We start from the raw sequence: 13,373 nt of genomic DNA, 5'->3' as shown, positions 1-13,373 counted from the left end.
AAACGTCTGGAGGTCAAATCCGGATGTACAGATACAGGGGGAGATGAAGAATGAAGACAATGTACAGGCTGTTGAGCATGCTGGCTTGTCTGCTCGTGCTGGCGGCGGTGATTGCCGGCTGCAGCGCGGGGAATTCCGCAGGAGATGCAGATCGGTCCGATTCGGCTGTGGAAACCAAGCAAAAGTCGGTGACCTCGACATCTATGGACAGAGGTGTCGTGAAAAGCGACACAGAGGCTCCCATGGCAGGCGTCTCCAGCGAGGATGGGAGCTCAACCGCCAATGAAGCGGCGGCTCCGGCTGAGAAGGGAGCCGCACTAGCAGGCGGCAGCAGCGGTGGAGCTGTCGAAGGATCGACTGAGGGCAATACGGCCGCAGGCGGTTTCACCGCAAATGACACGGCAGCCGGGCTGAACAAGAAGCTCATCTACCATGCGAACCTGAACATGGAAGTGGAGAGCTACGAGAAAGCGCAGAGCGATGTCCGGAACCGCGTCAACCTGGCCGGGGGCTATATCATCGGGTTCACCGAGACGGTAACCAATGCCGAACAGGGCGGCACTTTTGTGCTGAAAGTCCCGGCGAGCGGCTTCTCCTCCTTCCTGGACAGTCTGGACAAGATCGAGCATAAGGCGATTCAGCGCAGCATCGAGGGGCAGGATGTATCGGAGGAATATGTGGATCTGGAGGCTCGCCTGAAAGCGAAGCAAGTGCTGGAATCCCAGTATGTCGAGTTTATGAAAAAAGCGACCAAAGCCTCTGATCTCGTCTCTTTCGCCAGCGAACTGAGCCAGGTTCAGGAAGAGATCGAGCAGGTCAAGGGCCGGATGCGCTATATCGATCAGAACGTGCTGTATTCCACAGTGGAGCTGAGGCTCTATGAACCGGGAGAAGACGCTCAGAATTTGCAAAAACACGAGGATGAACCGCTGCTTGTTAGAGCCGGCGACGCGCTTCGCGGCACATTGAACGCGCTTGGCGTAATGCTTCAGTGGGTGTTCGTCGTGCTGGCTGGCGCGCTGCCGCTGCTTGCGGCGGCGGCTGTCCTTCTGATTCTCTTCCTGTGGCGGCGGCGGTCGTATCTTCGCAAGGGAGGCAGGAGCCGCCATGAGTCCGGATTTTACCGGAATGCGGCCAGCGGGGGGAATGGAACAGCGATTAAGGCGGATCACGAGCCATCCTCCTCTATTAAGAGCGGGGATGATGAGACGGCTGGAGAGTCGCCGGAGAACAAGTAACTCGAATGAACAAGTAACAGCAGCGTGAAATGAAAATATGCAATCAGGGCATTATCACGGGCGTCCTTTACAGGACATGCTCATGGTAATGCCTTTTCCATTTTATCGCAGCGATATCGCTGCCTAGCAATCTAAAGACTTGCACGATCAATCTACTCTTTGACTGGTATTCACGGACAAGGAGCCGGCAGCCAGCTGCTGGATGAACTTTTTAGGCGTAAGCATGCTGAATTCTTTGAATTCCTTAATAAAATGATTCTGGTCAAAGTAGCCCAACTCGAAAATTTGCGGCAAGGCTTGTTCATATTGCTGCTTCTCCAGCAGATGAATGACGTTCTGGAAGCGAATAATGCGGCTGAACAGCTTGGGCGGCAGTCGTTATTATAGAGGTGTTCAACACCTTATGACGAATCATATTCACAAGTTGATAAGTACGCTGATAAGCGATTTTAGTGTAGGAGTGACCATTCATGCAGTGGACGACCATCGGTAGAAATCATTATCCCGGATACCTCCATCTCATGCAGGTGAGCGGTTCAGTAGAACTGGCAGAACATCCGCCGCTGGGGAACAGATATCAGCTGATCCTTGCAGAAGAGGGTGAAGGGGCATTACAGCTCGGGAGACAACTGCATTCGGTAGCCTCTCCCTCCATCATTTGTCTGAACGAGGCGGATGCTTTTTTGCCTCTGCAAAAAAACCGGATAATAGCCCGGTCGTTGGCCTTTAACCCGCAGACAGTCAACCGAAAATATGATTTTCCCATGGATTTTGGCGAAGGGGAGCATGATGAACTGACGGAGACGGATAGGCAGGATCTATGGTGTATGATTCCTTTTAAAGACAGGTCCTGCAGCATTCCGGTCGACCCCATGTATGCCCGGCATATTTCGGGGATTATGAATGATATTCGGGAGCAATTGGCTGAACAGCCGGATGAAGGCTGGCCTTGCAGAAGCCGCTCCTATATGCTCGAGCTGTTGTCTCTTGTGCGAAGATTGTATGACCGGTCCGAGGCTGTCCCCCATACGGCGTGTTGTTTCTCCGATGAAGGAGTCGAGCCGATTCTTCGGTTTCTTCATTCCCATTACCGGGAAAAAATCAAAGTTGAGGACATTACGCGTGCATTTCATACCAACAAGACGACATTAAATCAACGCTTCAAGCAATGTACGGGCCTGACCGTGATGTCCTATTTAAACTCCATCCGCATGCAAATGGCCGGATCGATGCTGCGGAATACGACATTGGCTACGAGTGAAATCATGGTTATGGTAGGCATTCAGGACAGCGCTCATTTTATCCGCAATTTCCGCAAATACAGCGGTTATTCGCCTTCCGAATACCGTACCAGGTTTTGTTGGATGCTGAAGTAAGCGGCCGTTGCACAGCACTTCCGATTTGCAGTATTATGCTTCCTTATCACTATGTTCCTGCGGAGAGGCAATAACTACAATATCCATAGAGCGACATGACAAGGGGGAATCATTAATATGACCAGATCGGGAAAAATGCTTCGAATCTGCGTTGCGCTTATGGCTGCCGCTTCTCTGCAGGCCTGCGCTGCGGATAACTCGCCGAAGGCGGAAAAGCCGGCTGCATCGGCAGATCAACCTGCCGTCCAATCCGCGAATGTCCAGCCGAAAAAAGTCGAAGTGAAATGGAATACGGAAATTTTCAACAATACAAGCGGCAAGACAATGATTAAATGTGTCACAACACCGAATCAAAACCATATGTCCTTTGCAATCGTTTCCTCAAAAGGCACAGTCATCATTGCCGAACCGAACCGGCTTAATTATTCAGGCGGCTTGCTTCACGCAGATGTCATCACATCAAGCATCAATAATCACGATCATCGGGACGGAGGAATTATCAAAGCCAATCCTGAAGCCAGAGTGTCCGAATGGACTGCGGAAAGCTTCACCGTCAAGGATGTAAAAGTAACCGGCATTCCCGCATCCTATGCCAATGAGCTTGTGAAGACGGAAAGTCCATCCGAGGTAATCTATCTGTACGAGGTTGACGGATTGCGCATCGCCTATACAGGAGCGTTGGGTCAGGATGAGCTAACGGCGGAGCAGTTGAAACAACTGGGGCGGATCGATGTTTTGATCCAGTATTTTAACGACGCTCCGACTTGGCATATCCAAAAGGAAACGGCGGTTCATGTGATAAGCCAGTTGAAAGCGCCGATCGTATTGGCTTCCGAGTACAATAAGGAGGCGGCAGCATTTATAATGGATGGACTGCAGGCCGGAGAACTTAAAGAGCAGGATGTCCTTCTTGTTGATAAAGAGGATATCACCAGCATAACAAGTCCGGAATATATTTACTTAAAATAAGGCACTTACGAAAAACCTCCCTGCCAGTTAATCTGACGGGAGGTTTTTTAGCGCTATAATCTTTTACTCAAACAAAACCCGGTACTCGCCGTAGCCTTCCTTCTCCAGCTCTTCCTTCGGAACGAACCGCAGGGCGGCGGAGTTGATGCAGTAGCGCAGCCCGTTCGGTCCCGGACCGTCCGGAAAGACGTGGCCGAGATGCGAGTCGGCTTCCCGGCTCCGGACCTCGGTACGGATCATCATGTGGCTGAGGTCCGTCTTCTCCTTGACGGAATATTCGCGGAGAGGACGGGTGAAGCTCGGCCAGCCGCAGCCGGAATCGTATTTGTCTCTGGAGCTGAACAGCGGCTCGCCGGAGACGATATCCACATAGATGCCGTCGCCGTGGTGATCCCAGAACTCGTTGTGGAAGGGAGATTCCGTCGCGCTGTTCTGCGTGACCTCATACTGCAGCGGCGTCAGCCGCTTTTTCAAGCTGGTCTTGTCCTCATTATGCTTCCAATGGCTCTCGATAAAGGCTTCACGGCCGGAGGCTTTGCGGTAGCGCTTGTAATGGCCGGGATTTTTGCGGTGATAGCCCTGATGATATTCCTCCGCCGGGTAAAAGGCTGCTGCAGGCACAATTTCCGTTACGACCGGTCCCGGGAAGCGGCCGCTGTTCTGAACAGCAATCTTGGAGGCTTCGGCCTCCTTGCGCTGAGCTTCGGTGTGGTAGAAAATAGCCGTCCGGTAGGAAGAGCCTCGGTCATGGAACTGGCCTCCGGCATCGGTCGGATCGATCTGCTGCCAGAACAGCTCAAGCAGCCGGCTGTAAGGGAAAATGTCGGGATCGAATGTAATCTGGACCGCTTCGGCATGGCCCGTCGTCTCGGAGCAGACTTCCTCATATGTCGGATTCTCGGTATGGCCGCCGGTATAGCCGGAGACAACGGACAGAATACCCGGCAGCTCTTCAAACGGGGAGACCATGCACCAGAAGCAGCCGCCTGCGAATGTCGCTTTTTCCGCGCGGGAACCGTCAGGACGGGAGCCTGAAGGATTTGCCTGTAGCTCGCTCATATATGAATCCCTCCTAAAAAGCAATTAAATAGATCACAATTAAAGTATAATTCATTGTTGTGCGATGCGCCAATTATGACTGGAAAGGCGACCGTGCGGCATTGCTCCTTTTCGTTACCCCTTCGCTTTCCATCTGAAACCGCCGCTTTTTAGAATCATAACGAGAACGAGCAGCGCTCCCAGGTATATAACAGTTAATCCTGCGGACACATAGGGATGCTCTTTGGCGTTGCCTCCGAGAAAGGCAAAAACGGCGATGCCGGGGATTTTGCCCAGCCCGGAGGCGAGCATAAAGCTCCAGAAGGGCAAGCCTGCCGCTGCTGCATATGCGTTGACCGCCGCCTGAGGAATGACGGGCAGCAGACGCGCCGCGGCCACCGAAGCGAACGGGCGGCGCTGGACGGCGGCCGTGAAGGAATCCAGCGCCGGAACCGACTCCAGAACCTTTCTTCCCTGCTGCGGAAATATCGCCAGAACGCCACCGTACATAATCGCCGAGGCGGCCATTGTGGCGAGCCAGCACATGGCGCCTCCCAATAAACTGCCGTATACATAACCGAACAGGCCGATCACCGCTTTGTAGGGCACAGCCGGAAACAGCGCCAGCGCAGTCGCTGCCAGCAACGAGTATCCGGTATGGCCGCTTTCACCGAGCCAGTCCAATAGGGGATTCCGGTAAATAAACACCGCTGTCAGGCCGAAGCCGTAAGCGATCGCAAGCATCCATTTTCTCATTGTAATATGTCCCTTCGCGTAATTCTTCAACCATCATACTGAAAAACGTCCAAGAATAGAAGAAAGCTCATTGTCGAATGGACTTTACACTGTATAATAGCTTCATGAGAACTGTTAACATGGGCGGTTAGATCCGCAGGAAGGGGGAGAGATTATTAACGCTTCACCACAGATCAAAATCGCTTTGGCGGGAATCGGCGGCATTGCCCGCAAAGTGTATCTCCCGCTGCTGTCGCAGATGCACGAAGTACGTATAGAAGGCATCCTCAGTTCTTCCTCATCCACCGTGGAACAGACGGTACATACTTATCGGCTCCCGAGGGGAACGACCAGCCTGGAGGAACTGCTGAGCTGGCAATTGGACGCCGTATTCATCCATGCTCCGACACCTGCCCATTACGAGTTGGTGACACAGTGTCTGAAGCGGGGAATTTCGGTGTATGTCGATAAGCCTTTATCATACAGCTTGAGCGAATCGGAGAGCATGGCTGCCCTTGCGGAGAGCAAGGGACTCCTGCTCGGGGTCGGTTTTAACCGCCGGTTTGCTCCGCTGTATGCCGAAGCCAAGATGTGGGTCGGCGAAGCCGGCGGCATTACCCAGTGCTCGGCGTTTAAGCAGCGGACCGGCCAGCAGAGCATCAGCAGCAGGGAGACGATTCATGACGATCTGATTCATATGCTGGATCTGCTGCTATGGCTGGGTGGAGAGGATTATGAGCTGCTGCGCGGAAATCTCCGCAGTGACTCCGAAGGACGGCTCATTCAGGCCTCGGGTCTGATCGGCTGGGACGGCGGGGCTGCCGGCATGTACGGCATGACGAGAGACGCCGGCGCCGATTCGGAGAGGCTCGAGCTTCACGGCGGAGGCCGGTCGGCTGAAGTGGCCGACATGGAACGGGCGGTGCTCTCCGAGCGGGGCGGAGCCCAGTCTGTACGCGGGTTCGGAAGCTGGGACACGATTCTCCAGAGGCGCGGCTTTGACGGAGCAGTCCGTCATTTTCTCGATCATTTGAACACGCCGGAGCTGTGCCGAATTTCCGCATCCAAGGTTCTCGCGTCCCACAGACTTGCGGCAGAGCTGGCGTGAGGCCGCAACCAACAGGAGGAGGCAGCAGAAATGGACGAATACCGGAAAGCGATGGAAGATCAGATTATCGAGAGCTACAGGCAGGAAGAGGATATGATGATTCTCGTCTTCGCCCAGTGGTGCGTCAACCATGATCTCGACCCGGAGGCTCTTTACCTTCAAGCCTATCCCGATCAGGCTGGCAATGAGCGTCTGGCCAGGGCTCTGGAACTGACCGTATCGAAGGAGGAAGCCGGGGAGATCCCCGATGATACTGTGCTTGGCGTACTCTCAATGTTCGGCAATGAAGACCTGGCATTTATCGTATCCGAAGCGATATCCGCCCGAAAATAAACTTTTTTTGGCAGACATTGTTCAGCGGGGACGAAATATGCTAAAATTATATATACTAACTAAACGTAAGTTTTTCTTAAGCGAGAGGTGAAGAACAATGGAGCAGCATCAATTAACGATGTGTCCGCGATTTGAGTCGGCTTTCTCATTTTTGGGCAAACGGTGGAACGGCCTCATTATCCAGACGCTGATGAGCGGACCGAAGCGTTTCAAGGATATCTCCGGCCTGATTCCTCTGATGAGCGATAAAATGCTGTCGGAGCGCATGAAGGATCTGGAGAGTGAAGGCATACTGGTCCGGCACGTATACCCGGAGACCCCGGTGCGCATCGAGTATGAGCTGACAGAGAAAGGCCGCGCGCTGGAGCCGGTCATGAAGCAGATTCAGAGCTGGGCCGAAACGTGGGTAGAATAGCAGACGTGGGTAGAATAGCAGACGTGGGTAGAATAGGCAAAGTGGGTAGAATAGGCAAAGTGGGTAGAATAGCAGCGGAATACTTATGTCCGTGAAGAGAAAACAGGCGCCGGAAACGGCGTCTGTTTGGTGTTCAGCTTTTAATTGATTATTTGGCCAACCGGTCCAAGTGCATGATAAGCGGGTGTTCTGTGCGCTCCTTCTTTTTTCGGAATTCGTAGGACTCGTTAACGATTTCGTCCGGCTCGATTATCCATACCGTGGACAGATCGTCATCGGGATTACGCGCTAGGGTCTCTTTGTAATACTGTTTGAATTGGGGGCCGCTGATGATCGACCGGATGGGGTATCCTTTTATCAAATAAGCGTCATCGCCATTTGTAACATACAAGGCAACCAGGCGCTTGAACCAGAGGGAGGATACGAGATTTGAGTTGCTCTGCGAAGTCTCAATACGTTCCAAATAGATGATCTGTCCGTAACTGTTAAGCGTAATGGATGAATCCGACAGAACATGGAGTTCTCCCTCAGCGTCAGTTGTTGCTAACACTTTGAGTATCGAGGGATTCAGCAGAAGTCCCCTAATGTCATCGTTCAATTGAATAGTCATTTTACTCCTCCTACAAAACTAAGATCCACCTGTATTAAATTACCCGGTCCAGATCAGTATCGGGATGATTTCCGCATTTTCTGTAATTGTCCATATCGATGTTCAGCTTGTATTTACGGCGCAGATTATGCAGCCCTTTGGCTAATTGAGCATAATATTCGAGCGACGGAGTCTTCTGTTTATGGAAAGCCGAGCCATGCATCGGTACCCAGACTGTATGAACCACGCTCACGCCCCTGCTGGCAAAATCCTCCGCTTCTTCAAGCACGGCTTTTAACGCTTCACTCTCATTCTGAAAGCCATGCGGCTGTGCCGTCTCGCAACCTCCGACAATCCCTGTGCTTACATTCCCAGGCCCAAAAATATCGACCGCCGCTATAATGCGCCGCTTCCATTCCTGATACCCAACTTTCTCATGCTTCCCTTTACAGATCCAGGCGAACAGCGCTTCGTTTGGTATTTCGATATCGGAAGTATAGGTAAGAAGACCTGTATTCTCATACAGCCGGGCCAATTGCTTCTCGCTGAAAGCTGACGCAACGATCGTGCTTGGGAATTTCTTGGTTTTGAAATTCTCTCCGGCGGCTTGGAGCATTTCGATATACATATCAACCTCATCATCCAGAAGTTGCTCGCCGCTCAGGATCGAACCTGAGCTCATCTTGAGATTGGTGAAAGCTCCCGGCTCCTTCAGTGCTTCTCTGACCGTCTCGTAAACATCCCGGGGTGACAGCCGTTTGGCGATATTCCGTTCCTTATGGCTCTTAGCCGAGTTGGCGTTGATATTGCAGAACTTGCAGCCTCCGCCCTTGTTCCAAAATTCGCAATGGCTGTTCGGATCAATGTCGATCCGCTGCGGCCGGGCTGAGGCGACCTGCCACATTGGAGTGCCGGCGCTGGTAAATTGATCGTAGTAGGCGGGTTTATACCAATACTCAACTTCTTCGACTGCTTCGCCCTTGTCAGTAAGCCAAAGCCTGCCGTCAATTTCATCTACGACATAGGGATTCGTCGCTGTTCTTGAAGGCATGGCAATGATGGAACTCCCGTCTCTTAAAGTAAGAGCGACCGGTACAGCGGCCTGATCATCTCCGTTCGAACCGATTAAGACCCGCTGCTCGTACTGATGTATTCTCGGGTCCACTGCTCGCAGTGCTTTTTCGGTGTATGATAGGGATCTGCGGGTAACATCGGCTTTAATAATGGCAAATGGAGAAACATCATGATACTTTCGAATGACTTCTTGTAATGTCAGCTCCCGTGGGGGTCCGGCGGGACTGCTAGAAAGAGTGTTCATAATGATTAGCACCTCGCTTCAAAATGGGTACTGCATTTATCCTTTAAGCGCTCCTTCGGTCAAGCCGGTTACGAAATAGGGCTGAAGAAGAACAAAGACAATAGCTAATGGAAGAGCGGTCATTAGAATGCCTGCTAATAGCATGGGATAATTGGTCACATATTCGCCCCGGAATTCCAGCAGCGCAAGTGGAAGGGTCAGCTTGGACTTGCTGCTGAGCAGGAGCATGGGCATCAGCAAGTCATTCCATACGATTACAAGTAAAAAAGCGGCGGTCGCTGCAATGGAAGGGGCGGTCAGCGGCAGTGCGATACGCCAGAAGAGTGTCCACTCTCTGCAGCCGTCCAAGCATCCCGCCTCCATAAGCTCTCTGCTCAGTAATTTCATAAACCCGGTCAGCATAAACACGGTGAGGGGAAGAAGTGTGGAGGCGGATACTATGACCAGACTAAACAATCGGTCAGATCCGCCGACTTGCCGGACCAGAGCATAGAGCGGCAGCATATTCACCTGCGAAGGAACGATCAATCCGGCTGCAAACAGGGAGAACAGTACCGAACCGCTTCGACCGCCTAACCGGAAGATTGCGTACGAGATCAGGCTCCCGAGAAGCAGTGCCGACATCAGCGTTCCGGCTGTGACCAGCACGGTGTTAAGGAAATAGCGCAGCATCGGCTGGCCTTGAAGAACGCCGGTGAAGTTGTCCAGCGTGAACGGTCTAGGCAATCCCAGAGGATTGGCGAAGAAGCCGACCGATCCTTTAAACGCAGATGCCGCTACGAAATACAAAGGCGCTGCAACAATAAAGGCGTACAATGTCAGAATGCCGCCGCCTAGCGTCTTGCTGAATGTGCGGCTCAAGGGGAAAGTGCACCTCCTGTACGATTAATAAGAAGTCCGGCCCGCTCCCAGCGCCTTGAATTGAAGGAAAGTAATCAGAGCAACCAGTGACAGGAAAAGAACGGAGGCGGCTGAGGCTTCGCCGAAGTGATAGCTGGAGAACGCCAGATGGTAAATATAGGTGGTCAGGATTTCCGTTGCGTAATTCGGACCTCCGTCCGTCATCGTGAAGATCAGATCGAACGCTTTAAAGGACTGGATCGTGGTGTACGCAAGAACAATTGCCGCGGAAGGCGCCAGCAACGGCCAGGTCACTTTCCGGAAGACCGTCCAACGGCTTCCGCCGTCAATGACTGCCGCTTCGTGCAATTCAGCAGGGATACCGCCAAGTCCGGCGATGAAGACGATTGCCATTTGCCCGGTATGAGCCCAGATCTGCACGGCGGCGACCGCGTAAATGGCGTAATGCTCATTTCCAATCCAATTAAGTGCCGAATGTCCAAGACCGATCCGGTTCACGACCGCCTGTATCAGACCGATTGAGGGATCGTAGACGAATGACCAGATCAATCCGACGGATACGTTGGACAGAATGGCCGGGAAGAAGAACAGTGTGCGCAGAAACACGCGGACCCGCGTTTTTTTGACGAGCAGGAGAGCCAGGACAAGAGCAAGTCCGGTTTGCGCCAAGGCAACGACGATCATAAATTTAACATTGTTCAGCAGTGCTTTCCGGAAAAGAATGCTCTTCAGTACCGTGGCATAATTCCCTGCTCCGACATAATGAAAGGTTGCGGAAATGCCGTCCCAATCCGTGAACGAGTACAGAAGCCCCGAAAAGGTCGGATACAGGAATACGATCCCATAGAGCAACAGGCCGGGCAGAACAAATATCCAGAGCAGGAAGGGCTTCCGCATGCCTAATGTCCGATCTGCTGGTCCGCGATAGCCTGTGCTTCCTTGGCGGCATCTTCAGGCGACTTGCCTCCAAGCACCGACTGGATTGAACTAGTGACGGCCTTTTGAATGTCGGCATTGGTAATCGTAAAGCGCGGTTGGAACAGCGTCTTCTTGGTGCTCCATTCGCTGACGGTCTGCAGTTCCGGACTTGTGTATTTCACATCTTTGACCGTCACATTCTGTCCGGTTGCATTAGCGTATTGGCCAGCGATATCCTTGCGGCTCAGGAATTCCAGAAACTTCTCCGCTTCTTTAGGATGACTGGATTTGCTGTTTACCGCCAGCAGGAAAGTGCTGGTATGAATGCCTTCGTATTTGGCCTCATCTGCCGGTACTGTAATCGGAGCCAGAAGCTTTTGTTCCAGATTCGGATTCTGCTGCTTATTCTGAGCGAGCTGGTATGAGCCGCTGGCCAGCATAGCCGCTTTCTCCTGGATGAACAGTGCTCCGGCTGCGGCATCTTTTGTCCCTAGAGCGTTCGGCTGAAAATATCCTTTGTCATTTAGCTCTTTAAACTGACCCAGTGTCTTCACCCACCAATCATTGGTCAGCTTCTCTTCACCGGTCTCGATTTTGGCGAGTGCGTCCGGTGAAGGCAGGTTGTTCATGACCATCGTATTCATGAATTGACCAGGCCCGATGTCCGCTCCGGCAAAGGCAATAGGGATAATCCCATTCTCCTTCAGCTTCGCGCACAGCGCGAGGAATCCGTCCCAATCCTTCGGCGGTTCGAGACCGTATTTCTGAAACAACTTCACATTGTAGATCGGGTCGTTATAGACAAGCTGGTATGGGACTGCTAGTTGCTTGCCGTCTTTCGCTCCGGCCTCGATTAGCGCTGGATTAAAGTTGGACAGAAACGGTTGGCCTGTCAAATCGGTGAACAGTCCCGCTTTGGCAAATACCTCAAACTGTGCGCCGGGAAACGAGGTGAAGACATCGCCAGCCGAGCCGTCCGAAATTTTAGCCTGTGCTGTCGTTTGATACTGGTCGGACGGCATCGTCTGCATCTCTACCTTAATCCCGGGATTTTCTTTCTCGAATTGCTCGATAATCGGCTTGAAAGCGGGGACATCTTCACCGCGCCAATGAAAGAAGCTGATGGTAACCGTCTGTGCGGCTGACGCGGTTGTTTCATTAGTGGCTGCAGCCTTATCAGTGGCTCCCGGCGCAGCTGTGTTATCTCCTCCGCAAGCAGACAGTAATCCCGTGGCTCCAAGCGAAAAAGCAAGCAAAAGAGCCCGAAATGCGTTTTTTCTCATAAAAATACCTCCCCTATTCGTATGAATTTATATTTCCTATCAAACAGATTGGAAAAATTATATTTAAATCATAACAATCGTTTTATGCATGGGGAATGTCAATTCGCGTGTTTTTCGATTTGTCATTTTGAGTAGTGGAAATATCACAGCATAAATATGAGTTATTAGATAAGATTAATGGAATATTAAGCGGGTAGTCTTGTCAGGTAGACTTGGATATTGTGAAAAAGAGGTTATGCACATGATGAACGCGTTTATGAGAGAAGACCCTGCTGAGTATCTGGAAGTATGCTTCTTCACTCCATCCTGCTACGAGAAATCCGGCGGAGCCTGGCCGATCCGTCTGGGCCGAAATATTGCCAAACCGCATTATCATATCGGTCCTCGCACTTCACCGTATTACTACTTGATCTTTGTCTTGAAGGGAAGCGGCATCCTGCGCCAAAATCATGAAACCTACAACCTCCAACCGAATGATGTCTTCTGCCTGTTTCCACAAGTCCAGCATGAGTATTACACAAATCCCGACGATCTTCTGCACAAGGCATTCATCGCTTTTGACGGCAAGCACGCTCTTCGCCTGCTTGAAAGAATCGGGTTAACGCCTCATCATTCGCATAGTGCGGGACTGTTGTCTCCGGAGCTCATGGAGGTGCTCGAAGAGTTCTTTCGTCTGGCTGAATCCAGGGAGGGGCGAAATACGGATCTCGGGAGACTTGCGATGTTTCATCTTATCTTTGACCGGCTTGGGATTCTGGCTAATGGACGGAATGGGGTGGACTCCCGAAACGTAACCTGGCTTCAGAGAGGGAGGGAGTATATGGAGATTCATTATGCTGAAGGGATCACCGTTGAGAAGGCGGCTGAACACGCCGGCGTAGAGAGGACGTATTTCACGAAGCAGTTTCGCAAAGCATACGGGATTACACCGATTTTATTTATTCAGGAACTTAAAATGAAAGAGGCCAGGCAGTTACTTGAACAAACGAGCTATACACTTGCAGAAATTGCCGATTCAGTTGGCTACCCTGATCTCTTTTCATTCTCCAAAGCGTTCAAACGGCATACCGGCACCCCGCCTGCCCGGTATCGGCTTCAAATGGGCCACACCGTTCGTCACACCTGATTTTTAAGGGGGCGGTACTATACTCCATGAATTATCGATCACCGTCCCCCTGATTTATAGGCTGGA

The 13,373-nt window shown here is 51.9% G+C and carries 15 protein-coding genes; 8 read left to right on the top strand and 7 right to left on the bottom strand.

Annotated elements, in window-relative coordinates; translation table 11 throughout:
* The first annotated feature begins 50 nt into the window (after positions 1–50).
* From PSTEL_RS17790 to PSTEL_RS17780, 4 genes are all read left to right on the top strand, one after another.
* A complete protein-coding gene (locus tag PSTEL_RS17790) occupies positions 51–1,238 on the top strand; it encodes a DUF4349 domain-containing protein (protein WP_052098633.1) in 1,188 nt (395 codons plus the stop codon).
* A 252-nt stretch (positions 1,239–1,490) separates the two neighbouring features.
* Positions 1,491–1,625: a hypothetical protein gene (locus PSTEL_RS28735; protein WP_281176717.1), complete on the top strand. Its 135-nt coding sequence runs from the start codon at positions 1,491–1,493 to the stop codon at positions 1,623–1,625.
* Between the two features lie 83 nt (positions 1,626–1,708).
* Positions 1,709–2,614, top strand: coding sequence for a helix-turn-helix transcriptional regulator (locus PSTEL_RS17785; protein WP_038697372.1), 906 nt, complete (start codon positions 1,709–1,711; stop codon positions 2,612–2,614).
* Positions 2,615–2,731: 117 nt separating this feature from the next.
* Positions 2,732–3,583: an MBL fold metallo-hydrolase gene (locus PSTEL_RS17780; protein WP_038697370.1), complete on the top strand. Its 852-nt coding sequence runs from the start codon at positions 2,732–2,734 to the stop codon at positions 3,581–3,583.
* A 63-nt stretch (positions 3,584–3,646) separates the two neighbouring features.
* Here PSTEL_RS17780 and msrA read toward each other — a convergent pair whose 3' ends face one another.
* Both msrA and PSTEL_RS17770 read right to left on the bottom strand, forming a co-directional pair.
* Positions 3,647–4,642, bottom strand: a complete 996-nt coding sequence (msrA, locus tag PSTEL_RS17775) for a peptide-methionine (S)-S-oxide reductase MsrA (RefSeq protein ID WP_052098631.1) — start codon at positions 4,640–4,642, stop codon at positions 3,647–3,649.
* A gap of 114 nt (positions 4,643–4,756) precedes the next feature.
* Positions 4,757–5,377 (bottom strand): TVP38/TMEM64 family protein, encoded by a 621-nt coding sequence (locus tag PSTEL_RS17770; protein WP_038697368.1) that lies wholly within the window; start codon positions 5,375–5,377, stop codon positions 4,757–4,759.
* Between the two features lie 184 nt (positions 5,378–5,561).
* On the opposite strand from PSTEL_RS17770, the gene PSTEL_RS17765 reads away from it, so the two are divergent.
* The 3 genes from PSTEL_RS17765 (at position 5,562) to PSTEL_RS17755 (ending at position 7,212) form a co-directional block, all read left to right on the top strand.
* Positions 5,562–6,464: a Gfo/Idh/MocA family protein gene (locus PSTEL_RS17765; protein ID WP_342666512.1), complete on the top strand. Its 903-nt coding sequence runs from the start codon at positions 5,562–5,564 to the stop codon at positions 6,462–6,464.
* Positions 6,465–6,494: 30 nt separating this feature from the next.
* Entirely contained in the window at positions 6,495–6,797 is a 303-nt protein-coding gene (locus tag PSTEL_RS17760) for a protein YxiS (RefSeq protein ID WP_038697364.1), read from the top strand.
* Between the two features lie 97 nt (positions 6,798–6,894).
* On the top strand, positions 6,895–7,212 hold the full coding sequence (locus PSTEL_RS17755) for a winged helix-turn-helix transcriptional regulator (RefSeq protein WP_038697362.1): 318 nt from the start codon (positions 6,895–6,897) through the stop codon (positions 7,210–7,212).
* Positions 7,213–7,360: 148 nt separating this feature from the next.
* Here PSTEL_RS17755 and PSTEL_RS17750 read toward each other — a convergent pair whose 3' ends face one another.
* The 5 genes from PSTEL_RS17750 to PSTEL_RS17730 are packed head-to-tail and all read right to left on the bottom strand — an operon-like array spanning position 7,361 to position 12,181.
* Complete coding sequence (locus tag PSTEL_RS17750; protein WP_038697360.1) at positions 7,361–7,822, bottom strand: hypothetical protein; 462 nt, start codon at positions 7,820–7,822, stop codon at positions 7,361–7,363.
* 34 nt (positions 7,823–7,856) lie between these two features.
* Complete coding sequence (locus PSTEL_RS17745; protein ID WP_052098629.1) at positions 7,857–9,119, bottom strand: radical SAM protein; 1,263 nt, start codon at positions 9,117–9,119, stop codon at positions 7,857–7,859.
* 36 nt (positions 9,120–9,155) lie between these two features.
* The gene (locus PSTEL_RS17740) at positions 9,156–9,980 is read right to left on the bottom strand and encodes a carbohydrate ABC transporter permease (protein WP_038697358.1); all 825 of its coding nucleotides are present in this window, start codon (positions 9,978–9,980) and stop codon (positions 9,156–9,158) included.
* A gap of 24 nt (positions 9,981–10,004) precedes the next feature.
* On the bottom strand, positions 10,005–10,877 hold the full coding sequence (locus PSTEL_RS17735; RefSeq protein WP_179944906.1) for a carbohydrate ABC transporter permease: 873 nt from the start codon (positions 10,875–10,877) through the stop codon (positions 10,005–10,007).
* Positions 10,878–10,879: 2 nt separating this feature from the next.
* A complete protein-coding gene (locus tag PSTEL_RS17730; protein WP_038697356.1) occupies positions 10,880–12,181 on the bottom strand; it encodes an ABC transporter substrate-binding protein in 1,302 nt (433 codons plus the stop codon).
* 241 nt (positions 12,182–12,422) lie between these two features.
* Here PSTEL_RS17730 and PSTEL_RS17725 point away from each other — a divergent pair, with 241 nt between their 5' ends.
* Positions 12,423–13,307, top strand: a complete 885-nt coding sequence (locus PSTEL_RS17725; protein WP_245624978.1) for an AraC family transcriptional regulator — start codon at positions 12,423–12,425, stop codon at positions 13,305–13,307.
* Positions 13,308–13,373 lie beyond the last annotated feature (66 nt).

The organism is Paenibacillus stellifer (assembly GCF_000758685.1).
In the GTDB taxonomy this organism is placed as follows: Bacteria; Bacillota; Bacilli; order Paenibacillales; family Paenibacillaceae; genus Paenibacillus_AQ; species Paenibacillus_AQ stellifer.
The sequence above is the reverse complement of the archived record's forward strand: the minus strand, read 5'-3'. Positions and strand labels throughout refer to the sequence as shown.

Bases quoted from the DNA above. Each gene is read 5' to 3' on its own strand.
- PSTEL_RS17790 (WP_052098633.1), top strand. From the start codon at position 51: ATGAAGACAATGTACAGGCTGTTGAGCATGCTGGCTTGTCTGCTCGTG.
- PSTEL_RS28735 (WP_281176717.1), top strand. From the start codon at position 1,491: ATGATTCTGGTCAAAGTAGCCCAACTCGAAAATTTGCGGCAAGGCTTG.
- PSTEL_RS17785 (WP_038697372.1), top strand. From the start codon at position 1,709: ATGCAGTGGACGACCATCGGTAGAAATCATTATCCCGGATACCTCCAT.
- PSTEL_RS17780 (WP_038697370.1), top strand. From the start codon at position 2,732: ATGACCAGATCGGGAAAAATGCTTCGAATCTGCGTTGCGCTTATGGCT.
- msrA (WP_052098631.1), bottom strand. From the start codon at position 4,642: ATGAGCGAGCTACAGGCAAATCCTTCAGGCTCCCGTCCTGACGGTTCC.
- PSTEL_RS17770 (WP_038697368.1), bottom strand. From the start codon at position 5,377: ATGAGAAAATGGATGCTTGCGATCGCTTACGGCTTCGGCCTGACAGCG.
- PSTEL_RS17760 (WP_038697364.1), top strand. From the start codon at position 6,495: ATGGACGAATACCGGAAAGCGATGGAAGATCAGATTATCGAGAGCTAC.
- PSTEL_RS17755 (WP_038697362.1), top strand. From the start codon at position 6,895: ATGGAGCAGCATCAATTAACGATGTGTCCGCGATTTGAGTCGGCTTTC.
- PSTEL_RS17750 (WP_038697360.1), bottom strand. From the start codon at position 7,822: ATGACTATTCAATTGAACGATGACATTAGGGGACTTCTGCTGAATCCC.
- PSTEL_RS17745 (WP_052098629.1), bottom strand. From the start codon at position 9,119: ATGAACACTCTTTCTAGCAGTCCCGCCGGACCCCCACGGGAGCTGACA.
- PSTEL_RS17735 (WP_179944906.1), bottom strand. From the start codon at position 10,877: ATGCGGAAGCCCTTCCTGCTCTGGATATTTGTTCTGCCCGGCCTGTTG.
- PSTEL_RS17730 (WP_038697356.1), bottom strand. From the start codon at position 12,181: ATGAGAAAAAACGCATTTCGGGCTCTTTTGCTTGCTTTTTCGCTTGGA.
- PSTEL_RS17725 (WP_245624978.1), top strand. From the start codon at position 12,423: ATGATGAACGCGTTTATGAGAGAAGACCCTGCTGAGTATCTGGAAGTA.